This is a genomic window from Pseudomonas purpurea (genome assembly GCF_039908635.1).
Classification (GTDB): domain Bacteria; phylum Pseudomonadota; class Gammaproteobacteria; order Pseudomonadales; family Pseudomonadaceae; genus Aquipseudomonas; species Aquipseudomonas purpurea.
Map to the genome: position 1 here is coordinate 122117 of NZ_CP150918.1, position 26587 is coordinate 148703.

A 26587-nucleotide genomic window follows, 5' to 3' on the forward strand; every position below is an offset into this window, starting at 1 on the left:
GACTCGAGAGAGCGCCAGATTGCGGTGTGTGAAGACGAAACGAACCGAAAGTTTGCGATTCACAAAGCACCGAGATCTATCACATCCCCATTCGCTGGAGCGTGAACCGAAAGGCACACGAGCTGGCTACCGAATTTCTTGACGACCATAGAGCATTGGAACCACCTGATCCCATCCCGAACTCAGTAGTGAAACGATGCATCGCCGATGGTAGTGTGGGGTTTCCCCATGTGAGAGTAGGTCATCGTCAAGATTAAATTCCGAAACCCCTATCTGCGTATGCAGGTAGGGGTTTTGTTTTAGTAGAAGTCACCTATTTTACTGGCACGTTGTTACTTGACGGGCTGGACACAGAATTTCTTGACGACCATAGAGCATTGGAACCACCTGATCCCATCCCGAACTCAGCAGTGAAACGATGCATCGCCGATGGTAGTGTGGGGTTTCCCCATGTGAGAGTAGGTCATCGTCAAGATTGAATTCCGAAACCCCTGTCTGCTTATGCAGACAGGGGTTTTGTCGTTTCAGGCATCGCTAAATCTTCAAGAGGCAAGCTGCCAGACCTGGCTCTATGCGCCTTGCTAGCAACTTGCGCCACCAGATGTAGATCCCTGTCCCCCGACAACACCGCAATCATCACACCTAACAGGCAATCATTACCTGTGCGGTGAAACCGATGATCCTTCCTCCATGCATCGGCAATTGCAGGCGATAGATACGTTCCCCTCGGTGTCATGTTGACCGGATGAAGTGCTCGCGCTGGAGACAGCACTCACCCCCAGTTACGCTGATCCTTTTGTTCGTCGCTGACAGGCTCCAGATAGAGCATCTGGTTAGGCGCGGCAAAGGGTTTAAGTCGAACCCCATGCCACGCTGGCCCTGAGTGCCGATCGTGGCTTGAATCTGATGGTAGGGCTCATACAGCGGTCTTTTGCTGGTGAGCGCCAGCAGCCCCCTGGCGAACTGCGGCCATAAAGTACCGAGGACGGGCCTTTGAGAATGTCGACGCGCAAGCACCAACGCATGGGATTCAACGTTCGGGACTTCGACTTCGGGCAGATGGGCGATGGTTTCCAGGTAGGCGCGTTCGATCTCTTCGCGGCGCCAATGATCGATCACCAGTCCTGGGGCGATCTCGACCCGCCGCTGTCGAATGGGTTGAACCAACCGCTCTAGCACGCCGTTCGGCGGGTTTCTGACAGGAATGCCCTGGATTTTGCATAAAGGCCTAAGTTTTCTCCGACTCCTGCCGACAGACTGGTGAGACATGCGTGCACCAAAGTAGAGCGGTCATAGAACATCGCCTGCACTGTTACATGGAATGTTCACAACGGACGCATCCCCACTTTCTGCATAAGAAGTCCCATGAAATGAATCTCAAGTTCAGCCATAAAATCCTTTTGGCCGCTTCAGGCGTAGTGGTTCTGGCTTTTGCCTTGTTCACTTTGTACAACGACTACCTCCAGCGAAACACCATCAGGCAAAACCTCGAGTCCTCCGTTCAGCAGGCCGGTGATCTGACCTCCAGCAGTGTGCAGAACTGGATGAGCGGCCGGATTCTGGTGCTGGAGAACCTGGCGCAGAACGTTGCCCACCAGGGCGCCCACGCGGATTTCCCGGGGCTGGTTGACCAGCCGGCGTTCACTTCGAACTTCCAGTTCACCTACGTTGGCCAGGCCAATGGCGTCTTCACCCAGCGTCCTGACGCCAAGATGCCCGATGGCTACGATCCGCGTCAGCGCCCGTGGTACAAGCAGGCCCTTGCCGCTGATAAAACCATGCTGACCCCGCCGTACATGGCCGCGGTCGGTGGCCTGGTGGTGACCATCGCCATGCCGGTGAAGAAGAACGGCGAGCTGCTGGGTGTGGTCGGCGGTGACCTGAGCCTGGAAACCCTGGTGAAGATCATCAACTCCGTGGACTTCGGCGGCATCGGTCATGCGTTCCTGGTGAGCGGTGATGGCCAGGTGATCGTCAGCCCGGACAAAGACCAGGTGATGAAGAACCTCAAGGACATCTACCCGGGTTCGAACGTCCGTATCGAGAAGGGCAATCAGGAAGTGGTGCTGAACAAGCAGGAACGTATCCTGTCGTTCACCCCGGTGACCGGTTTGCCGAACGCTGACTGGTACATTGGCCTGTCGATCGACAGGGAAAAAGCCTACGCACCTTTGAGCCAGTTCCGTACTTCGGCGCTGATTGCGATGTTCATCGCAGTCTCGACCATTGCGGTGCTGTTGACGCTGCTGATCCAGGTGTTGATGCGTCCGCTGACCACCATGGGCCGTGCGATGCAGGACATCGCTCAGGGTGAAGGCGATCTGACCCGTCGTCTGGTTGTGGAAAGCAAGGACGAGTTCGGCGAGCTGGGCGGTTCTTTCAACCAGTTCGTGGAGCGTATTCACGCATCGATTTCCGAAGTGTCCTCGGCCACCCGCCAGGTGCATGACCTGTCGCAGCGCGTAATGGCCTCCTCGAATGCTTCGATCATCGGTTCCGATGAGCAAAGCGCGCGGACCAACAGCGTGGCTGCGGCGATCAACGAATTGGGTGCTGCCACCCAGGAAATCGCCCGCAACGCCGCTGATGCTTCGCAACACGCCAGCGGCGCCAGTGAACAGGCCGATGACGGTCGTCAGGTAGTAGAGCAAACGATTCTGGCGATGACCGAGTTGTCGCAAAAAATCAGCTTGTCCTGCACCCAGATCGAAACCCTGAACGCCAGCACCGATAACATCGGGCACATTCTCGATGTGATCAAAGGCATTTCCCAGCAGACCAACTTGCTGGCGCTGAACGCGGCCATCGAAGCGGCCCGTGCCGGTGAAGCCGGACGTGGTTTTGCGGTCGTGGCGGACGAGGTGCGTAACCTGGCTCACCGCACGCAGGAGTCGGCCGAGGAGATCCACAAAATGATCACTTCGCTGCAGATCGGTTCCCGCGAGGCGGTATCGACCATGAACGCCAGCCAGACGTCCAGCGAAGAAAGCGTTGAAGTGGCGAACCAGGGCCGGTGCGCGGCTGGTCAGCGTGACTCAGCGGATTACCGAAATCGACGGCATGAACCAGTCGGTTGCGGCAGCGACAGAAGAACAGACCGCGGTGGTGGAAACCCTCAACGTCGACATCAGCCAGATCAACCTGTTGAACCAACAGGGCGTAGCGAACCTCAACGAAACCTTGAAGGATTGCGACGCCTTGTCCCAACAGGCCAATCGCCTGAAGCAACTGGTCGACAGCTTCAAAATCTAAACCGTAGCGTCGACAAAAAACGCGATGAGGTCTGCATGACTCATCGCGTTTTTGTTTTCAAGGGCTCTGTACGACCTGCGGGTTACTCGCTGAGCAACCCCAGGTGCGTGTTGATGATTTGCAGCAGGCGTTGGCGGGCGGTGGTGATGAAAAAGTGATTGCCGCCCACCTCGATCAGTTCGAACTCCCGTGCCGTGAAGTTGCGCCAATTGAACATGCTTTCCAGGGGCGCCAGCGGGTCATCACTGCCGTAGAGCGCCGTCATTGGCACATTCAGGTTATGACGGCTGCTGTTCGGCCAGGACTCCAGCAGTTTGAGATCACTGCGCAACAGCACCTGATAGTCCATGACCCCGAGTTCAGGGGTCACCTTGCCCGGGGCGCTCAGGTTCAACAGCGCGCGACGAAGCTGAGGCGGCGCCAGACCGTTCAATGACAGGGGGGCGTTGGCGCTGCCAGGGCTGCGGCAGCCGGAGACGAACAAGTGGCGGGTTTGCCCGGGGTAGCGGGCTTCGGTCAGCTTGGCCAGTTCATAACCGAGAATCGCCCCCAAGCCGTGGCCGAACAGCGCGTGAGGCTTGCTCAGGTAAGGTTCCAGCGCCGCGAAGGCATCCTCCAGCAATGGCGACCATTGCTCATAAGGAGACTCGCTCTGCCGCGTGCCGTGACCGGGCAGGGTGAACGCCAGCAGTTCAATGTGCTGGCTCAGGCCTGGCGCCCAACTGCGGTATTGTTCAGGGTCGGCACCGGCCTGGGAAAAACAGATCAGCCGAATATCGGTCTGCTGTCGCGTGTTCAGAGGGGTGAGCCATTGCGTGTCTTGAGCGTGCACGGGGTTTCCTGTCGGGTTCACTTTTTAGCCGCGAGGCTGTCCAGATAGCGAGTGATGGCCTCGACACCACGGTTGAGGTGGTGTTCGAGTGTTTGCACGCTCAACTGAATGTCCCGCGCCTGGGCGGCGCTCAGCAGGTCGCGGTGGTCCTTTTGGCTGAGCTTGCCCAGCCCCATGGCTTCAAGGTTCAAGCGCAGGAAGCGTTCTTCTTCATTCAAGCCGTCTTCGATCAGGGTCAGCAGCCGGCGGTTGGGCGCTTTGCGGTACAGGCTCATGTGAAACAGCCGGTTGAGTCGGCCGATGGCAGCGTAGTCGGTCTGCGACTCAAGGAGGTCGATGCATCGCGTGGCTTCGGCAAAGTCCTCGGCATCGAGCAGTGGGACCGATAAACGCAGGGCTTGGGATTCGAGCAGGATGCGCAGCGCATAGGTTTCGGCTGCATCGCCTTCGATCAGCGGCGCGACGACCGCCCCTTTATGGGCGACAACGCGCAGCAGCGATTGTGTCTCGAGTTGGCGCAGGGCCTCGCGCACCGGCATGCGGCTGACACCGAACAGGTCGGCCAACTCTTGCTGGCGCAGGGCGGCGCCGCAGGGTAAACGACCGTCAAGAATCGCCGCGCGCAGGGTTTCCTCGATCACCGCACGTGCCAAGTGGGCGGGAATCGGCCCACTGACGACAATACTGTTGAGAGGGTTCGGCTTCTTTGTCACGACAACGCACCCGACATAAAGTGTCAAACATTGGATCCGGGCCACACTAGAGGCCGTCTGAACGCTTGTCAAACCGCCTGCCGAGCCCTTTTGTTGCATCTTCTAAGCATAGTGCGTGATCGCATGGTGCCATTGTCTTTTGGTCAGTGAGCCTTCACCATCACTGGGTTTTCAACTGCCCCCGGGATGTCTCGCATTGGCGACGCGTTCAGCTCTCCCACGAACCCTGCGATGGCTGTGCTCAGCGCTGCTGCTGGCCGGCGTTCTGCTGGGCGGTCTGCATGCCGATTGGGACTTCTCGCTGATCAGCCGCCGCGCCGAAGCGCTCTATGGGCCGCTGGGCCCCGGCAAGCAGCGGGTCGACGCCTGGCAGCACCTGTTGGCGACACAGAAGCAAACCCCGGAGCTTGAACAGCTCAAAGTGGTCAACCTGTTCTTCAACAAGCAGATGCGCTATGTCGAAGACATCGATCTGTGGCACGTCGAAGACTACTGGGAAACGCCGATCGAAGCGCTGTGGAAAGGCGCCGGCGATTGCGAGGACTACGCCATCGCCAAGTATTTCAGCCTGCGCCACCTCGGCGTTTCCAGTGACAAGTTACGCATCACCTACGTTAAGGCCTTGCGCCAGAATCGCGCCCACATGGTCTTGACCTACTATTCAAGCCCGAACGCCATGCCGTTGGTCCTCGACAGCTTGATCGATGCGATCCAGCCGGCCAGCCAACGTACCGACCTGCTGCCGGTCTACTCCTTCAACGCCGAAGGCTTGTGGTTGACGGGAGCCAAGGGCAACAAGAAAGTCGGTGATACCAAGCGCCTGTCTCGCTGGCAGGATGTGTTGAAGAAAATGCAGGCCGAAGGTTTCCCGGTCGAGACGACTAACTAGGAGCACGCGCTCAGATGTCTTTGTTCAAACAGCTGTTGATCGCAATCTGTCTGTTCCTGGTGGTCGCTTTCACCGGCAGCTTCATGGTCAGTCTGGAAAGTTCACGTACCCAGTACGTCAACCAGTTGCGTTCCCATGCGCAGGACGCCGCGACCGCGCTGGCGTTGTCACTGACGCCCAATATCGACGACCCGGCAATGGTCGAGTTGATGGTCAGCTCGATCTTCGACAGTGGTTATTACGCAAGCATCCGCGTCGTGGACCTCAAGACCGATCAGGTGATGGTCGAGCGCAGCGGTGCACCCGAAGTTGGCAGTGTGCCGGGTTGGTTCGTCAAGCTGATCGACCTGGAGCCGGCCGGTGGCGATGCGCAAGTCAGCCGTGGCTGGGAGCAGGCCGCGCGGGTCGAGGTGGTCAGCCACCCGATGTTCGCCGTGGCCAAGCTCTGGCAGAGCGCGCTGGGCAGCCTGGGCTGGTTGCTGATCTGCGGCGCGGCGAGCGCCGTGCTGGGTGCGCTGCTTTTGCGCCGGCAGTTGAAACCGCTCGACTACATGGTTCAGCAATCCCACGCCATTGCCCGTCGCGAGTTCCTCAGCCTGCCTGAGCTGCCACGCACGCCCGAACTTCGGCGCGTGGTGCAAGCGATGAACCAGATGGTCGAGAAGCTCAAGGCGCTGTTCCAGGAGCAGGCTGAGCGCAGTGAAAAACTGCGGGTCGAGTCCTATCAGGACACCCTGACCGGGCTGGCCAACCGACGCTATTTCGAAATGCAGCTCAACGCCCGGGTGAGCAACCCCGAGCAAGCCAGTTCCGGTTACCTGCTGCTGTTGCGGGTCAAGGACCTGGCCGGTTTGAACCAGCGGCTGGGCGGTCAGCGTACCGACCTGCTGTTGCAGGCTGTCGGTGAGCAATTGCTGCGCGAGTGCTCCCGTCACCCGGAAACCCACAACCTGGTCACCCGCATCCGTGGGGGTGAATTCGCGGTGCTGGCGCCGGGGCTGGTGCATGAAGAGGCGTTGCAACTGGCGCAGAACCTGGACACCGCGCTGTCCAGCCTGCACACGACCGGGGCCACCGATGTGGCTTCGGTAGCGTCAATCGGGCTGGTGCCGTATGCCCACGGTGACACACCGCAAGCTGTATTGAGCCTGGCCGATCAGGCGTTGTCCCAGGCTGAAAGCGAAGGCGAGGCTAACTGGGCGTGCCTGGATCACAGCGCTGCGGCCAGCGTCGGGGATGACCATCACGCGTGGCATACGTTGCTGGATCAGGCCTTGAGTCAGCAGCGTTTCGAACTGTACTTCCAACCCGTCGTGGCCAGTCAGGACACGCAAACGGTGCTGCATTACAAAGTGCTGTCGCGCCTGCACGACGAACAGGGCCAGACCATTCCCGCCGGGCGCTTTCTGCCGTGGCTGGAGCGTTTCGGCTGGACCGCACGGCTGGACCGCCTGATGCTTGAACAGGTGCTCAAGCAAATGGGCGAGCATGAAGATTCGCTGGCGCTGAACCTCTCTGCCGCGACGCTGGCCGACCCGCAGGCGCTGAACGCAGTCTTCGACATTCTGCGCCAGCATGCCCACCTGGGGTCGCGACTGACCCTGGAAATCGGTGAAGAGCAATTGCCTGAGCAAGCCGTGCTCGAACAACTGACCCGGCGTCTGCGCGAGCTGGGTTTTTCCCTGAGCCTGCAACGTTTCGGCGGCCGTTTCAGCATGATCGGCAACCTGGCGCGGCTGGGGTTGGCGTACCTGAAAATCGATGGCAGTTACATCCGTGCCATCGATCAGGAGAGCGACAAACGCCTGTTCATTGAAGCCATCCAGCGCGCCGCCCACAGCATCGACTTGCCGCTGATTGCCGAGCGAGTCGAAACGGAAGGGGAGTTGCAGGTGATTCGCGAGATGGGTTTGTACGGGGTGCAGGGTCAGCTGTTGGGTGAGCCGAAGCCCTGGAAGCAAGGCGTTTGAGATGAGTTGCCAATGAGCCGGTCATCGCGAGCATCGGAGCGTCGCCCGATTTGCCCGCGATGCTTTTCTGGTCGTCAGATCAACCCGCTTTCTTCTTCATTGATCAGGTGGCTCAAGCCTCCCAGCGCCTCACGGGCCTGGGTCCGGTCCATCAGTTTGGCTTGTGCGGCTGGCGGCAGGTCGGTGACGCGAATCACGCCCTTGGTGGTCAGCACCTGAATCAAGTCATCGAGTACCCGGATCATTTCCAGGTCGCTCTGCTTGAGCTGTTTGAGGCTGGTTTCCATCACCTCGTTGGCGTACCAGGCCTGGATTTCATGGTGATCGGCGGGCAGTGTCTCCGTCGCTTCGGCATAAGCGGCGGCTTCCACGCGAACCAGAAGGCCTTGTGCATCGCGTTGCACGTAGAACATTGAGAATCCCTCATGAATGGACCAGCGTCATGCTGTCAGCAGCATAGGCCAACGGACGCGAGTATGCGGTGCGACGACGAAATCGTCACGGGGCGGTGATGGCGGCGCATGACGGCCGCCCGGTGAGGGCGACCGCCAGGGGCCGGATCAGCTGTTGTTGTGGTCGATCTTGATGGTTGGGTCACTGCCGGCGATCAGCGAGTTGATGCTCTGACCGGACCAGTTGTTGCCTTCCAGCTTGATCGTCACGTCTGCGTTGGCCACGCCGCCAGCCGAGTTGAGCTTGCCTTCGGAGCTGACCTGCAAGGTCGACACGCCTTCAACCGTGGTGATCTTCAGGAAGTTGTCGATGGTGCTGCCGCTCTCGCCCTGCAACAGATCACGCAGGTCGATCCGGTCGCCTTCGCTGGCCTTGAAGTCCTTGATCACGTCGTTGCCAACGTCACCGGCCTTCCAGGCGAAGGTGTCGGCACCCGAGCCGCCAATCAGGATGTCGTTGCCCTGACCGCCGATCAGCGTGTCGCTACCGGTGCCGCCGAGCAGGATGTCATTGCCCTTGCCGCCGTCGAGCAGGTCGTTGCCGCCCTGGCCGAAGATGATGTCGTTGCCGGCACCGCCCAGCAGGGTGTCGTTACCGTCATGTGAACCGGACACATCGAACGCGGTGTAGTGCTCGGTAATGTACTGGTGCACGTTGCTGGTGGTGACTTTGCTGACATCCACGCCGGTTTGCTGGGCGACGAACGCTTGCATGGCCTGGTAACCCTCGCCGGCAATCCCGTTGAAGCTCACCAGGTCGCCGAACAAAATGTCATTGCCGTCGCCACCACTGACGGTGTCGGACCCTGGCATCGTTGCTTCGGTGTGGCCGATGATCGAGTTGGCCAGGTCCTTCGGATCAATGTTGGTTTGCGGCTTGCCATCGGTGTCGTAAGGCTTGAGGTCATTGAGGCCGACGTCGTTGTTCAGGCCGATGGCCTCGACCTGCGACAGCTTGCTCAGCAGCGTGAAGCTGGCGCTGGAGTTGTTGGCCGAGTCGATGTAGTTCCAGTACTCGGCGTAACCGGTGCCCCCGAGTTTGGAGATCTCATAGGTGCCGTCGCCCTGAGCGTGTACGGTGCCCAGGCCTTTGTCGACCCAGCGGTTACCGTTCCAGGTCGACAGCGTGGCGGCGCCCGAACTGTTGATGGACAGCGCGTGGGTGTTATCGATGTAGGCGCTGTAAGTCTGGCCCAGCGAGTAGTTGCTGGTGGTCAGCACGTCATCGAGCTTCACGTTGCCGTACAGCGTCGGGTTGGTCTGTTCGTTGGTCTGGTAATACGTTGGCTTACCGTCGGTGATGAAGTAAGTCAGGTTGGTCGCATTGTTGTTACCGGTGGCCATGCCGCTCTGGAAGAAGTTGGCCGTGGCCTTGAACACGTCTTCGTAGTTGGTGCCGCCGCCGGACGCCATGGAGTCCAGCACGGATTTGAGCTGTGTCAGGGCACCCGGATCGTTCAGGTTGACCGAGATCGACTTGTTGACCTGGTTATCGAAGTCCGCCAGGAAAATATTCACCGTGCCCGAACCGTTGCTGGCCAGGCTTTGCTTGAGGGTGTTGAACACCGATGTCAGCGAGTCCTTGGCCGCGTTGATCGAGGCCGCGCTCATGCTGCCGGAGCTGTCGACCATGAAAGCGATGTTGTAGTTGGCGCCAGGCACCACGGTCAGCCCGCCGATGTCGGCGACCATGATGTCGTTGCCGTCAGTGCCGGTGATGTTGTCGTCCGCCGCAGTGGCCGTGACCGCGTTGTACACCGCCGGGTAGACGGTGACCGGGATTTGCGCGGTGCTCGGTGCCGAGCCGCCGAGGGACTCGGTGGAGGTCGAGGTCACGGTCAGGTTGAACGAACCGTTGTAGTACGGCGGCGGGGTGATCGTCAGGGTGCCGAGGTTCCAGCCCGTCACGTTCGCTTCACCCGTGGTCGCGCCAGCGGTGAAGGTGTGGCCGGCGCCATCGGTGAGTACCGAGCCTGCCGGAATGCCACCGATTTTCACGCTCAGGCTTTCGGAGCCGTCGGTGTCGGTCAGTGCGGTGGTGATCTTCGACAGATGAACGCTGCCGCCCTCGGCGCCTTCGTTGAGTTTGTAGCCGTCGTAGTAACCCTCGCCATTGCTGCCGTGCAGGTCGGAGACCGTCACGCCGGCATTCACCAGGTCAGTCACGCCGGTGTAGATCGGCACGCCTGCGGTGTTCAGGTCGACAGGCGTGCTGCCATTGACCGACAGGTTGACGTCATAGCTGCCCGGGCCGCTCTGGTTATGGTGGTAGATGTCCAGGGTGTAGTAACCGCTGGTGGTCGGCGTGAACGAACCGCTGAGCTGCCCGCCGTTGCCCCACAGGGCGCTGGCCACGTTTTTGCCGCCGATGGTCACCAGCAAGCTGTCATCGCCGACGCCGCTGAAGCTGTAGGTCTTGCCGGCTTCAAGGTAGATCAGCCCGGAAGTTTTCGACGCGGTGCCCGCGGTCACGCTGCCGTCAGACTGCACGTTGGTCACGGTGGTGCTGCTGTTCGGTTTGCCAGCGGCATCGATCACCGATTTCAGGGTGTCGGATGGCGCGCCATTACCGTTGGTGCCCAGGCCAGCCAGACCGGTCCAGACTTCCTTGATCAGGCCGGTGGAGGTCACGTTGTTGCCGGCGATGCTCAGTGTCGGCGTATCGGCGACTGGCGTGATGTCGACTTTCACCGTGCCGGTATTACCCAGCAGTTGACCGTCGGTTGGCTGGAACTTGATCTGTGCGTAATCAGATTGCTGATCGCCGACCTTGGTGCCGCCGTAGCCGTCGGTGCCGGATTCGTTGGCATCAGGCATGAAGCGCAGCTTGCCGCTGTCGATGTCTGCCTTGGTGAAGGTCTGGTTGTTCGCCACATCTTTCCAGGTCGAACCGTCCAGGTACTGCAGTTTCCCGTCGCCCGGCAGTTGGGTGATTTTCACGCCCAGGCTGGCGGCAGGGCTGTCCACATCGCTCACACCGAAGTTCGACCAGCCGAGGATCAGCGGGGTGTCTTCGGTGCCGGTGACCGCGCCGCCAGTGGCGACCGGTGCATCGTTGACCGCCACCACGTTGACGGTGGTGGTGGCCACGTTGGAGTAGTTGCCGCCATCGGTCACGGTCACGGTGATGGTCCGAGGCGTGGTGCTCGGGTCTTCACTGTTGTTGGTGAAGGTGATGTTTTTGATCTGCTGCATGTAGTCGGCCAGCGTTGCATTGCCGGACAACGTCAGGGTGATCGAGCCATTCTTGCTGTCGGCATTGATGGTGATGCCGTTGACGCTGTTGCCCAGGTTCAGCGAGTCACCCGGCTGACGGTTGGTCAGCACGATGGTGGCGCCGGTCAGCATCGTGCTGTCCGGGTCGGTGATCGAAAGGTCCGTGTCGGCAATCGACACACCTGGCCCGGCGGTGCCTTCGGTGAACGTCACCTTGTAGTCGGCACCGGTTGCGCCACTGGAGTTGTTGGCGTCCAGGTCGATGACCGGCGGCGCATCGTTGTCGATGATCGAGGTATTGACGCTGCCGTTGGTGCTGCTGACCACCAGGCTTTCGAAGTTGCCACCGGAGGCCGAGTCGATCTTGACCACGAAGTTCTCGGTGCCTTCGGTGATCTTGTCGTCGATGGTCGCGATGTTGAAGGTGGCGGTGCTGGCGCCGGCCGGGATTTTCACCGTGTACACGCCGGTGAAGTCCGAGCCGTCTTTAGCGGTGCCGCTGTAGCTGATATTCAGCGTCACTTCGGTTTGCGACGGGTGCGACAGGGTCACGGTGTAGTTGGCGGTCTGACCTTCAGTGACCTGGCTGCTGCCGCTGATGCTGACTTCGGTTTTATCGATGGTATCGGTAACGTCAGTCACCGCAGCTTTGTCGCTGGTGACCAGTTTTTCGAAGTTGCCACCGTTGGCGCCGGTGATGGTCGCCTGGACTTTGCCGGCATCGATGTAGACGTCGTCTTTCGGCGCGTCGACCGTGACGGTGCCGGTGGTTTTACCAGCGTCGATGGTGATCACGGCGCCATTGCTCAACGTCACGGTCACTGGCGTGCCAGCGGCGTTGGTCAGGGTCGCGGTGTAGGTGATATGGCCACCTTCAGCCACCGAGTCAGTCGCGCTCAGGCTGAGGTTGGTGGTGTCGTTGACGTCAGTCACCGAGGTGTCGGCGGGCTTGCTGTCGATGGCCAGTTTTTCGTAGTTGCCGCCCTTGGCGTCGTCGATCTTGACGCTCAGGGAGTTGCCGCCCGCGAGGGCGTCGTTCGGGGCGATGAAGCTCACGGTGCCGGAGCTTGCGCCCACAGCGATGGTGATGGTCTGACCGTTGGACAAGGTCACCACCACCGGCGAACTGGTCACTGGCGCGGTGACGCTGGCGGTGTACACCACGGTGCCGCCTTCAGCGACGTTTTCAGTCGCGGTCAGCGAAACGGTGCTGGTGTCGATGGTGTCATTAACCACCGTGACGGCAGCTTTATCGCTGGTCACCAGGTTTTCGAAGTTACCACCGTTGGTACCGGTGATGGTCGCTTCAACCTTGCCGGCATCGATGTAAACGCTGTCTTTCGGCGCGTCGATGGTCACGGTACCGGTGGTCTTGCCGGCCTCGATGGTGATGGTCGAGCCGTTCGACAGGGTCACGGTCACCGGGGTGCCAGCCGCGTTAGTCAGGGTCGCGGTGTAAGTAATCTGGCCGCCTTCATCCACTGAGCCGGTCGCGGTCAGCGAGAGGTTGGTGGTGTCGTTGACGTCGGTCACCGAGGTGTCGGCGGGTTTGCTGTCGATGGCCAGTTTTTCGTAGTTGCCGCCCTTGGCGTCGTCGATCTTCACGCTCAGGGAGCTGCCACCGGCCAATGCATCGTTCGGCGCGATGAAGTTCACGGTGCCGGAGCTGGCGCCCACTGGAATGGTGATGGTCTGGCCGTTCGACAGCGTGATAACCACCGGCGAACCGGTGACGGGCGCTGTTACCGAAGCGGTGTAAACCACCGTGCCACCTTCAGCCACATCCGGCGTTGCAGTCAGCGAAACGGTGCTGGTGTCGATGGTGTCGTTGACCACGGTGACGGCTGGCTTGTCGCTGGTCACCAGGTTTTCGAAGTTACCACCGTTGGTACCGGTGATGGTCGCTTCAACCTTGCCGGCATCGATGTAAACGCTGTCTTTCGGCGCGTCGATGGTCACGGTACCGGTGGTCTTGCCGGCCTCGATGGTGATGGTCGAGCCGTTCGACAGGGTCACGGTCACCGGGGTGCCGGCCGCGTTAGTCAGGGTCGCGGTGTAAGTGATCTGGCCGCCTTCATCCACCGAACCGGTCGCGCTCAGCGACAGGTTGGTGGTGTCGTTGACGTCGGTCACCGAGGTGTCGGCGGGCTTGCTGTCGATGGCCAGTTTTTCGAAGTTGCCACCCTTGGCGTCGTCGATCTTGACGCTCAAGGAACTGCCACCGGCCAATGCATCGTTCGGGGCGATGAAGTTCACGGTGCCGGAGCTTGCGCCCACAGCGATGGTGATGATCTGGCCATTGGACAAGGTCACCACCACCGGCGAACCAGTGACCGGCGAGGTCACGGACGCGGTGTAGACCACGGTCCCGCCTTCGGCGGCGTTCGGGGTGGCGGTCAGTTTGACCGTCGTGGTGTCGATGGTATCGGTGACGTCAGTTACCGCGGCCTTGTCGCTGGTGACCAGTTTTTCGAAGTTGCCACCGTTGGCGCCGGTGATGGTCGCCTGGACTTTGCCGGCATCGATGTAGACGTCGTCTTTCGGCGCGTCGACCGTCACGGTGCCGGTGGTTTTACCTGCGTCGATGGTGATGACTGCACCGTTGCTCAACGTCACGGTCACTGGCGTGCCAGCGGCGTTGGTCAGGGTCGCGGTGTAAGTAATCTGGCCGCCTTCATCCACTGAGCCGGTCGCGGTCAGCGAGAGGTTGGTGGTGTCGTTGACGTCGGTCACCGAGGTGTCGGCGGGTTTGCTGTCGATGGCCAGTTTTTCGTAATTGCCGCCCTTGGCGTCGTCGATTTTCACGCTCAGGGAACTGCCACCGGCCAACGCATCATTTGGTGCGATGAAGTTCACAGTCCCGGAGCTAGCGCCCACTGGAATAGTGATGGTCTGGCCGTTCGACAACGTGATAACCACTGGCGAACCAGTGACGGGCGCAGTGACGGACGCGGTGTACACCACGGTCCCGCCCTCAACCACATCCGGCGTCGCAGTCAACGAAACCGTGCTGGTATCGATGGTGTCGTTCACCACGGTGACCGCTGGTTTGTCGCTGGTCACCAGGTTTTCGAAGTTACCACCGGCAGTGCCGGTGATGGTGGCTTCGACCTTGCCGGCGTCGATGTAGACGCTGTCTTTCGGCGCGTCGATGGTCACGGTGCCGGTGGTTTTGCCGGCGTCGATGGTGATGGTCGAGCCGTTGCTCAACGTCACGGTCACCGGGGTGCCAGCCGCGTTAGTCAGGGTCGCGGTGTAAGTAATCTGGCCGCCTTCATCCACTGAGCCGGTCGCGCTCAGCGACAGGTTGGTGGTGTCGTTGACGTCGGTCACCGAGGTGTCGGCGGGCTTGCTGTCGATGGCCAGTTTTTCGTAGTTGCCGCCCTTGGCGTCGTCGATCTTGACGCTCAGGGAGTTGCCGCCCGCGAGGGCGTCGTTCGGGGCGATGAAGCTCACGGTGCCGGAGCTTGCGCCCACAGCGATGGTGATGGTCTGACCGTTGGACAAGGTCACCACCACCGGCGAACCGGTCACTGGCGCGGTGACGCTGGCGGTGTACACCACGGTGCCGCCTTCAGCGACGTTTTCAGTCGCGGTCAGCGAAACGGTGCTGGTGTCGATGGTGTCATTAACCACCGTGACGGCAGCTTTATCGCTGGTCACCAGGTTTTCGAAGTTACCACCGGCGGTGCCGGTGATGGTCGCTTCGACTTTACCCGCATCGATGTAGACACTGTCTTTCGGCGCGTCGATGGTCACGGTGCCGGTGGTTTTGCCGGCGTCGATGGTGATGGTCGAGCCGTTGCTCAACGTCACGGTCACCGGGGTGCCAGCCGCGTTAGTCAGAGTCGCGGTGTAAGTGATTTGGCCGCCTTCGTCCACCGAGCCGGTCGCGCTCAGCGACAGGTTGGTGGTGTCGTTGACGTCGGTCACCGAGGTGTCGGCGGGCTTGCTGTCGATGGCCAGTTTTTCGTAGTTGCCGCCCTTGGCGTCGTCGATCTTCACGCTCAGGGAGTTGCCGCCCGCGAGGGCGTCGTTCGGGGCGATGAAGCTCACGGTGCCGGAGCTTGCGCCCACAGCGATGGTGATGGTCTGACCGTTGGACAAGGTCACCACCACCGGCGAACCGGTCACTGGCGCGGTGACGCTGGCGGTGTACACCACGGTGCCGCCTTCAGCGACGTTTTCAGTCGCGGTCAGCGAAACGGTGCTGGTATCGATGGTGTCGTTGACCACGGTGACGGCAGCTTTATCGCTGGTCACCAGGTTTTCGAAGTTACCGCCGGCAGTGCCGGTGATGGTGGCTTCGACCTTGCCGGCGTCGATGTAGACGCTGTCTTTCGGCGCGTCGATGGTCACGGTGCCGGTGGTTTTGCCGGCGTCGATGGTGATGGTCGAGCCGTTGCTCAACGTCACGGTCACCGGGGTGCCAGCCGCGTTAGTCAGGGTCGCGGTGTAAGTAATCTGGCCGCCTTCATCCACCGAGCCGGTCGCGCTCAGCGACAGGTTGGTGGTGTCGTTGACGTCGGTCACCGAGGTGTCGGCGGGCTTGCTGTCGATGGCCAGTTTTTCGTAGTTGCCGCCCTTGGCGTCGTCGATCTTCACGCTCAGGGAGCTGCCACCGGCCAATGCATCATTTGGCGCGATGAAGTTCACAGTCCCGGAGCTCGCGCCCACTGGAATAGTGATGGTCTGGCCGTTCGACAACGTGATAACCACTGGCGAGCCAGTGACTGGCGCTGTTACCGAAGCGGTGTAAACCACCGTGCCACCTTCAGCCACATCCGGCGTCGCAGTCAGCGAAACCGTGCTGGTATCGATGGTGTCGTTGACCACGGTGACGGCAGCTTTATCGCTGGTCACCAGGTTTTCGAAGTTACCGCCGGCAGTGCCGGTGATGGTGGCTTCGACCTTGCCGGCGTCGATGTAGACGCTGTCTTTCGGCGCGTCGATGGTCACGGTGCCGGTGGTTTTGCCGGCGTCGATGGTGATGGTCGAGCCGTTGCTCAACGTCACGGTCACCGGGGTGCCCGCCGCGTTAGTCAGGGTCGCGGTGTAAGTAATCTGGCCGCCTTCATCCACTGAGCCGGTCGCGGTCAGCGAGAGGTTGGTGGTGTCGTTGACGTCGGTCACCGAGGTGTCGGCGGGTTTGCTGTCGATGGCCAGTTTTTCGTAGTTGCCGCCCTTGGCGTCGTCGATCTTGACGCTCAGGGAGTTGCCGCCCGCGAGGGCGTCGTTCGGGGCGATGAAGCTCACGGTGCCGGAGCTTGCGCCCACAGCGATGGTGATGGTCTGACCGTTGGACAAGGTCACCACCACCGGCGAACCGGTCACTGGCGCGGTGACGCTGGCGGTGTACACCACGGTGCCGCCTTCAGCGACGTTTTCAGTCGCGGTCAGCGAAACGGTGCTGGTGTCGATGGTGTCATTAACCACCGTGACGGCAGCTTTATCGCTGGTCACCAGGTTTTCGAAGTTACCGCCGGCAGTGCCGGTGATGGTGGCTTCGACCTTGCCGGCGTCGATGTAGACGCTGTCTTTCGGCGCGTCGATGGTCACGGTGCCGGTGGTTTTGCCGGCGTCGATGGTGATGGTCGAACCGTTCGACAGGGTCACGGTCACCGGGGTGCCAGCCGCGTTAGTCAGGGTCGCGGTGTAAGTGATTTGGCCGCCTTCGTCCACCGAACCGGTCGCAGTCAGCGACAGGTTGGTGGTGTCGTTGACGTCGGTCACCGAGGTGTCGGCGGGCTTGCTGTCGATGGCCAGTTTTTCGTAGTTGCCGCCCTTGGCGTCGTCGATCTTGACGCTCAGGGAGTTGCCGCCCGCGAGGGCGTCGTTTGGCGCGATGAAGTTCACAGTCCCGGAGCTAGCGCCCACTGGAATAGTGATGGTCTGGCCGTTCGACAACGTGATAACCACTGGCGAACCGGTGACGGGCGCGGTAACCGAAGCGGTGTACACCACCGTGCCGCCTTCAGCGACGTTTTCAGTCGCGGTCAGCGAAACGGTGCTGGTATCGATGGTGTCGTTGACCACGGTGACGGCAGCTTTATCGCTGGTCACCAGGTTTTCGAAGTTACCGCCGGCAGTGCCAGTGATGGTGGCTTCAACCTTGCCCGCATCGATGTAGACGCTGTCTTTCGGCGCGTCGATGGTCACGGTACCGGTGGTCTTGCCGGCGTCGATGGTGATGGTCGAGCCGTTGCTCAACGTCACGGTCACCGGGGTGCCCGCCGCGTTAGTCAGGGTCGCGGTGTAAGTAATCTGGCCGCCTTCATCCACCGAACCGGTCGCGGTCAGCGACAGGTTGGTGGTGTCGTTGACGTCGGTCACCGAGGTGTCGGCGGGCTTGCTGTCGATGGCCAGTTTTTCGTAGTTGCCGCCCTTGGCGTCGTCGATCTTGACGCTCAGGGAGTTGCCGCCCGCGAGGGCGTCGTTCGGGGCGATGAAGCTCACGGTGCCGGAGCTTGCGCCCACAGCGATGGTGATGGTCTGACCGTTGGACAAGGTCACCACCACCGGCGAACCGGTCACTGGCGCGGTGACGCTGGCGGTGTACACCACGGTGCCGCCTTCAGCGACGTTTTCAGTCGCGGTTAACGAAACGGTGCTGGTGTCGATGGTGTCGTTCACCACGGTGACGGCTGGTTTGTCGCTGGTCACTAGGTTCTCGAAATTGCCACCGGCGGTGCCGGTGATGGTCGCTTCGACCTTGCCGGCGTCGATGTAGACGCTGTCTTTCGGCGCGTCGATGGTCACGGTGCCGGTGGTTTTGCCGGCGTCGATGGTGATGGTCGAGCCGTTGCTCAACGTCACGGTCACCGGGGTGCCAGCCGCGTTAGTCAGGGTCGCGGTGTAAGTAATCTGGCCGCCTTCATCCACTGAGCCGGTCGCGCTCAGCGACAGGTTGGTGGTGTCGTTGACGTCGGTCACCGAGGTGTCGGCGGGCTTGCTGTCGATGGCCAGTTTTTCGTAGTTGCCGCCCTTGGCGTCGTCGATCTTGACGCTCAGGGAGTTGCCGCCGGCCAATGCATCATTTGGCGCGATGAAGTTCACGGTGCCGGAGCTGGCGCCCACTGGAATGGTGATGGTCTGGCCATTCGACAACGTGATAACCACCGGCAAACCGGTGACGGGCGCTGTTACCGAAGCGGTGTACACCACGGTGCCGCCTTCAGCGACGTTTTCAGTCGCGGTCAGCGAAACGGTGCTGGTATCGATGGTGTCGTTGACCACGGTGACCGCTGGTTTGTCGCTGGTCACCAGGTTTTCGAAGTTACCACCGGCGGTACCGGTGATGGTCGCTTCAACCTTGCTCGCATCGATGTAGACGCTGTCTTTCGGCGCGTCGATGGTCACGGTACTGGTGGTCTTGCCGGCGTCGATGGTGATGGTCGAACCGTTCGACAGGGTCACGGTCACTGGGGTGCCGGCCGCGTTGGTCAAGGTCGCGGTATAGGTGATCTGGCCACCTTCATCCACCGAACCGGTCGCGCTCAGCGAGAGGTTGGTGGTGTCGTTGACGTCGGTCACCGAGGTGTCGGCGGGCTTGCTGTCGATGGCCAGTTTTTCGTAGTTGCCGCCCTTGGCGTCGTCGATCTTCACGCTCAGGGAGCTGCCACCGGCCAACACATCATTCGGCGCAACAAAACTCACGGTCCCGGAACTCGCGCCCACTGGAATAGTGATGGTCTGGCCGTTCGACAACGTGATAACCACTGGCGAGCCAGTGACTGGCGCGGTAACCGAAGCGGTGTACACCACGGTGCCGCCTTCAGCGACGTTTTCAGTCGCGGTCAGCGAAACGGTGCTGGTATCGATCGTGTCATTAACCACCGTGACGGCAGGCACATCGCTGGTCACCAGGTTCTCGAAGTTACCGCCGCTGGCGTCCTTGATGGTGACTTCCACCGTACCGGCGTCTTTATAGACGTCGTCGGCCGGTGCCGGAAAACTGACGGTACCGGTTGTTGCGCCGGCCGCGATGGTGATAACCGCACCATTGCTCAACGTGACGGTGACAGGGGTCTGGGCCGCATTGGTCAGGGTCGCGGTGTAGAGAATCGAGCCACCTTCGGCGACTTCGGTGGACGCCGACAGGCTCAGGCCGGTGTCGTCCTTGGAGTCGGTGATGGTGGTGAGTGCCGGCTCGGTGCTCGGGGTCAGTTGCTCGAAGTTACCGCCGGTGGTGCCGGTAATCGTGGTGCTGACGGTGCTGCCATTGTTGTAGACGTCGTTTGGCGGCGTGTCGACGACCACGCTGCCGGTGGTTTTGCCGGCTTCGATGGTGATGACCGAGCCGTTGCTCAAGGTCACGGTCATCGGCGTGCCGGCCGGGTTGGTCAGGGTGGCGGTGTAGGTGATCTGGCCACCTTCAACCACGGTGCCGGTGGCGGTCAGGCTCAGGCCGGTGTTGTCGATCGAGTCGTTGATCGTGGTAACGGCAGGCGTGGTGCTCGGCACCAGGTTTTCAAAGTTGCCGCCGGTGGCACCGGTAATCGTGGTGCTGACGGTGCCGCCGTTGTTGTAGACGTCATTCGGCGGGGTGTCGACGTTCACAGTACCGGTGGTTTTACCGGCTTCGATGGTGATGGTCGAACCGTTGGACAGGGTCACGGTAACCGGTGTCTGCGCCGGGTTGGTCAGCGTCGCGGTGTAAGTGATCTGGCCACCTTCGGTGACACTTTCGGTGGCCGTCAGGGTCAGGCCGGTGTTGTCGATCGAGTCGTTGATCGTGGTGACGGCAGGCGTGGTGCCCGGCACCAGGTTTTCAAAGTTGCCGCCAGTGGCGCCGGTAATCGTGGTGCTGACGGTACTGCTGTTGTTGTACACGTCATTTGGCGGGGTATCGACGTTCACGGTGCCGGTGGTTTTGCCGGCTTCGATGGTGATGGTCGAACCGTTGGACAGGGTCACGGTGACCGGTGTCTGCGCCGGGCTGGTCAGGGTCGCGGTATAGGTAATCTGGCCGCCTTCGGTGACGGTCGGATTGGCCGTCAGGGTGACGGTGGTGGTGTCGATGGTGTCGGTGATCTGAGTGACAGCCGGCGTCGGGTCGACTGTCAGCACCAGGCCGCCACCGCCGGTGGTGCGGGCGACGTCGACGGTCAGTTGGCCCGGGTCGATATAGACGCTGTCATTGGGGGCCAGTGGCACGTTGACGCTGCCGGTCAGTTGGCCGGCCGGGATCACGATCACCGAGCCGTTGGACAGGGTCACGATCAGGTCGGTGAGGGGGGCCTCGGTGAGCGTCGCGGTGTACACCAGCACGCCGCCGGCTTCCGTGATGGTCGGGGTTGCGCTGAGGCTCAGGGTCGAGCCACGCAGCACATTGTTACCGTTGCCACTGTCGTTGTTCTGGCCGCCGACGGTGTTGTCCACCGCCGAGGTTGCAGAGCCGATGCCTGCGGTCGGGAAGCCAATGGTCGGGTCGACACGGCCGGCCGTGGCATCGAGCACCACGAAGCTGTGACCACCACCGGCAGCACCGCCCGAGCCTGCGGCGGTCGGGCCTGCTGCAGCGGCTTCGAAGGCGGTCGTCGGGTCGACGCCCGCGGCGATAGCTTGTTGCAGTTCGTCAACCGATGGCGCGGATTGCGCGGTGGCTTGTGCCAGGTCGGTGCTGGAATCCGGCGCGCTGCCGCTCCATTGCGTGTCGCGGCCCAGGTCCAGGCTGCGGCCGTCAGCCAGTTCCAGGGTGACCGCGCCAGCCGGGCCGGTGTCGACCTGGTCGCCCACGAACAGCCGGTCGCCTTCAATGAGTACGCGTCTGATGCCCTCGGGGGACACCGCGAAAACTTGACCGACAATGCTTTTGACGATGGCAACAACACTGCTCATTGAGGATTCTCCGGACGTTCCGTTCAGTTGACTTCCATGTACCCGCGGGGCCTTTGCCACCTCGGTCTGGACGTACTTGTAAAGTATTTGACGCACTGTTTAACAGGGCTTTCGTCAATAATTTGGCTAGAATCTTTCGAAATTAACTTTATGCCAAACTATTGACCTTCTGGGTGCCATCCTAAACAATCGTCCCGGTAATGTCACATTGATATTTATGCGGCGACCTGTCCTACAGTGTGTGACCCAGTTCCGATTTTGAACTTTCCGATATACGGTCACTCTGGTTGCCATCTTCCGACGCAGCACCACGTTCTGCTGTGATTTGAGACAAGAAGTCCTGGGAAATTTATCTATGCGTTCGCACGTGTTCAAGGCTATTCCGTTCGTCCTCGCCGCCAGTTTCGTTCAAGCACAAACCCTTCCAGAGGCCATGCAACAGGCTCTGGACGTGCACCCGGAAATCCAGGCGGGCGTTAACAGCCGAATCGCCGCGGATTATCAATTAAAAGCGGCCAAAGGCGGATACCTGCCACGGGTCGATCTGCTGGGCGGTTATGGCCGTGAAGGCACCGACAACCCGACCACCCGCGCGGGCACCGGCAACAATCACTGGGAAACCCTGAACCGCGGCGAATCGAGCCTGCGTCTTCAACAGATGGTGTTTGACGGTTTTGCGACGTCCAGCGAAGTCGGGCGTCAACAAGCCACCGTCAACTCCCGTGCCTATTCCTTGCTGGGCACTTCCGAGCGCACCGCGCTGACCGTGGCCCAGGTGTACCTCGACGTGCTGACCCGTCGTGAGTTCGTGCAACTGGCCCAGGACAACCTGCGCAACCACGAACGGATTTTCGACCAGATCAAATTGCGCACCGAGCGCGGCGTTGGCCGTACCGCTGACCGCGATCAGGCTGAAGCCCGTCTGGCGCAGGCTCGCAACAACCTGATCACCGAACAGACCAACCTGGCCGATGCCCAGACCAACTTCCTCAGTGCTGTGGGCCAGATGCCTGATCAACTGGAGCGTCCGAACAGCTTTGTTGCGATGCTGCCCGCCGACCTGAATGAAGCCCGCCAGCAAATGCTGGAGAACAGCCCGATCCTGCGTTCCGCCGAATCGGACATCGTTGCCGCCGAGAAGCAGTACGACACGGCCAAATCGACGTTCTACCCGCGCTTCGATGCCGAGTTGGGCCGCACCGCCGACAATGACCTGGACGGCCAGAACGGTCACAACAATGAATGGCAGGCGATGTTGCGCATGCGCTTCAACCTGTTTGCCGGTGGCAGCAACAAGGCTGACCTGGAATCCAAGGCCTATCAGTCCACCCAGGCGCTGGATATTCGCAATAACGCCCTGCGGGTCTTGAACGAGGAGCTGGGCCTGGCCTGGAACGCCTTGAACAATGCCAACGCCCAGGTGCCGATCGCTCAGCAGTATGTCGACTACAGCACCAGCGTGCGCACCGCCTATCAGAAACAATTCAGCCTCGGCGAGCGTACCCTGCTCGACTTGCTCGACAGTGAGAACGAACTGTTCACCGCTTCCCGTCGTTTGGCGGAAATCAAAAACATTCAGTTATTTACTCAGTATCGAATCAAGGCGACCATGGGCGAGTTGCTCAAGAGCCAGGGAGTGGTCGCACCGATGGCCTCCGTCGTATCCAATGACGTGAAGCCCAAGGTCCAACTGCCCGGCATGAATTGAGCAGACCCTTTTTTGTTCAATAGTTAGCCAAGGTTGCCGAGCGTGGAATCAGAAGTCAGTCGAGTTCATCTCAGTCATGATCCACGTGCGTTGCATGACGATCCGTTACTGGATGGCCTGCTGGCGCTGTGCACGTTGCACCAGAAGCCGGCGAGCGCGGCCATGCTGACCACCGGTCTGCCATTGCCCAAGCAGCGCTTGAGTGTCGAGTTGCTCCCGCGTGCCGCTGCACGCGCCGGCCTGCAAGGGCGGGTGTTGCAGCGCAAACTGGAGCAGATCCCGGCCATCGCCATGCCGGCGCTGTTGTTGCTCAAGGACGGCCGCAGCGCCGTTCTGCTGGGCTGGCAAGGTGACGACCAGGCGCGTTTGCTGCTCAGCGAAAGCGACGGCGGTGAAGTCTGCGTCAGCCGTGAGCTGCTCGCCGACGATTACACCGGGCAAGTGTTCTTCGCCCAACCCCAACACAAATTCGACGTGAACCACGGCACGCTGATTCCTCGCGCGCGTTCCTGGTTTCGCGACACCCTCAAGCGTTCGCGCTGGCTGTATGCCGACGCCATCGCCGCCAGCCTGCTGATCAACATCATCGCCATGGCTGCGCCGCTGTTTGTGATGAACGTCTATGACCGCGTGGTACCGAACCAGGCCGAAGCGACCCTCTGGGTGCTGGCCATCGGCATTACCGGTGCCTACCTGTTCGACCTGGTGCTTAAAAGCCTGCGCAGTTTGTGCCTGGACCTGGCCGGCAAGAAAACCGACCTGATCATCTCCGCGACGTTGTTCGAGCGGATCGTCGGCATGGCCATGAAGTACCGCCCGGCGCGGGTCGGCAGCTTTGCCCAGAACATCCACGAGTTTCAGAGCCTGCGCGACTTCCTGGCGTCGCTGACCCTGACCAGCCTGATCGACCTGCCGTTTACGCTGCTGATCTTCCTGGTGATCGCCATCCTCGGCGGCCATCTGGTGTGGATCCCCGTCCTGGCGTTCCCGATTGCCCTGTTGATCGGCTATGCCTTGCAGAAGCCGTTGGTGGCAACCATGGAACGCACCATGGCCCTGGGCGCCGAGCGTCAGTCGAGCCTGATCGAGACGTTGGCCGGGCTGGATGCGGTCAAGGTCAACAACGCTGAAAGCGAACGCCAGTACCAGTGGGAACAGACCATCGGCACCCTCAGCCGCCTCGAGTTGCGGGTGAAAATGCTCTCCGGCCTGGCGATGAACATCACCCTGCTGATCCAGCAACTGGCGGGCGTGATCATGATTGTCTTCGGCGTGTACCAGATCATTGCCGGTAACCTGAGCATGGGCGGCCTGATTGCCTGCTACATGCTCAGCGGCCGCGCCCTGAGCCCGCTGGCGTCGTTGTCCGGCTTGCTCACGCGTTACCAGCAGGCGCGGGTCACCATGACCTCGGTCGACCAGATGATGGAGTTGCCGCAAGAGCGCAACTTCGAAGAGCGCCCGCTGAGCCGCAAGGTCCTGCAAGGCGCCATCGAATGCCGTCAACTGAACTTCACCTACCCGGGCCAGCAGAACGCGGCACTGAAGAACATCAACCTGATCATCAAGCCGGGCGAGAAGATCGGCATCATCGGGCGCAGCGGCTCGGGCAAAAGCTCGCTGGCCAAGCTGCTGGTGGGCCTGTATCAACCGGATGACGGCGCGTTGCTGGTGGATGGCGTCGACATCCGCCAGATCGACGTCAGTGAACTGCGCCACAACATCGGCTACGTGCCTCAGGACATCCAGTTGCTCGCCGGCACCCTGCGCGACAACCTGGTTTCCGGCGCCCGTTACGTCGAAGACGAACTGGTGCTGCAAGCGGCCGAACTGGCCGGCGTCCACGAATTCGCCCGCCTGCACCCGCAAGGCTATGAGCTGCAAGTGGGCGAGCGCGGGCAGAACCTGTCCGGCGGCCAGCGCCAGAACGTGGCCCTGGCCCGTGCCTTGTTGCTGAACCCGCCGATCTTGCTGCTCGATGAGCCGACCAGCGCCATGGACAACACCGGCGAAGAGCGCTTGAAGCAACGCCTGCAAGCCGTGGTGGAAAGCAAAACCGTGGTGCTGGTGACGCACCGGGCATCGCTGCTGTCGCTGGTTGACCGATTGCTGGTGGTCGATCGAGGGCAAATTCTGGCCGATGGTCCAAAAGCCGTGGTGATGGAAGCGTTGAAGAAGGGGCAGATCAGTGTTGCTTAAGTCTGGGATGAAGGACTCGATCCGTCGTTATTTCAAAGGCACCGATTCACTGCAAGGCCAACCGCTGCCGGAGGTCAACAAGGCGTTGATCGAAGACGCCCCGCGCGTGGTGCGCCTGACGATCTGGGCGATCATCGGCTTTTTTGTGTTTCTGCTGCTGTGGGCCAACTTTGCGGTGATCGATGAGGTCACCAAGGGCGATGGCAAGGCGATTCCTTCGTCGAAGATCCAGAAAATCCAGAACCTGGAGGGCGGTATTGTTGCCGAGCTCTTCGTTCGCGAAGGGCAAATCGTCGAGGCGGGCGCACCGCTGATTCGTCTGGACGACACGCGGTTTGTGTCCAACGTCGGCGAAACCGAAGCGGACCGTTTGTCGATGTTGCTGCGGGTTGAACGCTTGAGCGCGGAAGTTGACGACCGTCCATTGGCTTTCCCGGACGACGTCATGAAAGCGGTACCGGTGCAGGCCGCCAGTGAAGAATCGCTGTACATCAGTCGTCGCCAGCAACTGCACGACGAGATCGGTGGTTTGCAGGAGCAGTTGATTCAGCGCCAGCAAGAGCTGCGCGAATTCACCTCCAAGCAATCGCAGTACCGCAACGCACTGGGCTTGCAGCGCCAGGAAATCAACATGTCGGAGCCACTCGTGGCTCAGGGCGCGGTGTCGCCGGTGGAAGTGCTGCGGCTCAAGCGCGCCGAAGTCGAAACCCGTGGCCAACTGGACGCCACCACCCTGGCGATCCCGCGTGCCGAATCGGCGATCAAGGAAGTGCAGCGCAAGATCGACGAAACCCGTGGCAAGTTCCGCAGCGAGGCGCTGACCCAGCTCAACGAAGCGCGCACGGACCTGAACAAGGCCCAGGCGACCGGCAAGGCCCTGGAAGACCGCGTCAGCCGGACGCTGGTGACCTCGCCGGTGCGCGGGATCGTCAAGCAACTGCTGGTCAACACCATCGGTGGCGTGATTCAGCCGGGCAGCGACATGGTTGAAATCGTCCCGTTGGATGACACCCTGCTGGTGGAAGCGAAGATTCGTCCGCAAGACATCGCGTTCCTGCACCCCGGTCAGGAAGCCATCGTCAAATTCACCGCCTACGACTACACCATTTACGGCGGCCTGAAGGCCACGCTGGAACAGATCGGTGCCGACACCATCACCGACGAAGACAAGAAAACCACCTACTACATGATCAAGCTGCGCACCGACCGCAGCCACCTGGGCACCGACGAAAAGCCGTTGCTGATCATTCCCGGCATGGTCGCTTCGGTGGACATCATCACCGGCAAGAAAACCATCCTCAGTTACCTGCTCAAGCCGATCATCAAGGCGCGGGCGGAGGCGTTGCACGAGCGCTAAGAGGGTGACCGCGTTGTGCTGATCGCTGGTTTGCCAGCAGCGGCGTGCGCCCTCCATCGCGAAGTGTCCTGTGTCCCGCACGTGGGACGCAGGCTGGCGATTCTTAAAAGGACTTTCAAATGCGTTTTCTGCTGTTGAGTGCAGCGTTGCTGTGCTCTC

Annotated in this window: 9 protein-coding genes, 2 rRNA genes and 3 pseudogenes; 8 read left to right on the forward strand and 6 right to left on the reverse strand. The window is 60.9% G+C overall.

The features are described 5' to 3' along the window. Positions 1-137: 137 nt before the first annotated feature. A 5S ribosomal RNA gene (gene rrf, locus AABM54_RS00615) occupies positions 138-253 on the forward strand. Between the two features lie 106 nt (positions 254-359). Then, positions 360-475 (forward strand): 5S ribosomal RNA (gene rrf, locus AABM54_RS00620). A 59-nt stretch (positions 476-534) separates the two neighbouring features. Here the strand turns inward: rrf (AABM54_RS00620) and AABM54_RS00625 are convergent. Both AABM54_RS00625 and AABM54_RS00630 read right to left on the reverse strand, forming a co-directional pair. Beyond that, a pseudogene (locus AABM54_RS00625) lies at positions 535-726 on the reverse strand (hypothetical protein); the annotation flags it as partial. 285 nt (positions 727-1011) lie between these two features. Continuing rightward, positions 1012-1134 (reverse strand): annotated as a pseudogene (locus tag AABM54_RS00630) (RNA polymerase subunit sigma); the annotation flags it as partial. Between the two features lie 236 nt (positions 1135-1370). Here AABM54_RS00630 and AABM54_RS00635 point away from each other — a divergent pair. Then, positions 1371-3252, forward strand: a pseudogene (locus tag AABM54_RS00635) (methyl-accepting chemotaxis protein). 82 nt (positions 3253-3334) lie between these two features. Here the strand turns inward: AABM54_RS00635 and AABM54_RS00640 are convergent. Next, positions 3335-4084: an alpha/beta fold hydrolase gene (locus AABM54_RS00640; RefSeq protein WP_347903075.1), complete on the reverse strand. Its 750-nt coding sequence runs from the start codon at positions 4082-4084 to the stop codon at positions 3335-3337. A gap of 17 nt (positions 4085-4101) precedes the next feature. Beyond that, entirely contained in the window at positions 4102-4797 is a 696-nt protein-coding gene (locus AABM54_RS00645) for a GntR family transcriptional regulator (protein WP_347903076.1), read from the reverse strand. Between the two features lie 196 nt (positions 4798-4993). On the opposite strand from AABM54_RS00645, the gene lapG reads away from it, so the two are divergent. Together lapG and lapD are read left to right on the forward strand one after the other, a co-directional pair. Continuing rightward, positions 4994-5686: a cysteine protease LapG gene (gene lapG, locus AABM54_RS00650; RefSeq protein ID WP_347903078.1), complete on the forward strand. Its 693-nt coding sequence runs from the start codon at positions 4994-4996 to the stop codon at positions 5684-5686. A 14-nt stretch (positions 5687-5700) separates the two neighbouring features. After that, positions 5701-7656 (forward strand): cyclic di-GMP receptor LapD, encoded by a 1956-nt coding sequence (lapD, locus tag AABM54_RS00655; protein ID WP_347903079.1) that lies wholly within the window; start codon positions 5701-5703, stop codon positions 7654-7656. 74 nt (positions 7657-7730) lie between these two features. Here lapD and AABM54_RS00660 read toward each other — a convergent pair whose 3' ends face one another. After that, complete coding sequence (locus AABM54_RS00660) at positions 7731-8069, reverse strand: tryptophan synthase subunit beta (RefSeq protein ID WP_347903080.1); 339 nt, start codon at positions 8067-8069, stop codon at positions 7731-7733. 147 nt (positions 8070-8216) lie between these two features. Further along, positions 8217-21164: a retention module-containing protein gene (locus tag AABM54_RS00665; RefSeq protein ID WP_347903081.1), complete on the reverse strand. Its 12948-nt coding sequence runs from the start codon at positions 21162-21164 to the stop codon at positions 8217-8219. A gap of 355 nt (positions 21165-21519) precedes the next feature. Here AABM54_RS00665 and AABM54_RS00670 point away from each other — a divergent pair, with 355 nt between their 5' ends. The 3 genes from AABM54_RS00670 to AABM54_RS00680 are packed head-to-tail and all read left to right on the forward strand — an operon-like array spanning position 21520 to position 26428. Further along, positions 21520-22872, forward strand: a complete 1353-nt coding sequence (locus AABM54_RS00670; protein ID WP_347903082.1) for a TolC family outer membrane protein — start codon at positions 21520-21522, stop codon at positions 22870-22872. Positions 22873-22914: 42 nt separating this feature from the next. Next, positions 22915-25071, forward strand: coding sequence for a type I secretion system permease/ATPase (locus AABM54_RS00675; RefSeq protein WP_347903083.1), 2157 nt, complete (start codon positions 22915-22917; stop codon positions 25069-25071). After that, positions 25061-26428, forward strand: a complete 1368-nt coding sequence (locus AABM54_RS00680; RefSeq protein WP_347903084.1) for an HlyD family type I secretion periplasmic adaptor subunit — start codon at positions 25061-25063, stop codon at positions 26426-26428. The genes AABM54_RS00675 and AABM54_RS00680 overlap by 11 nt, the downstream gene beginning before the upstream one ends. Positions 26429-26587 lie beyond the last annotated feature (159 nt).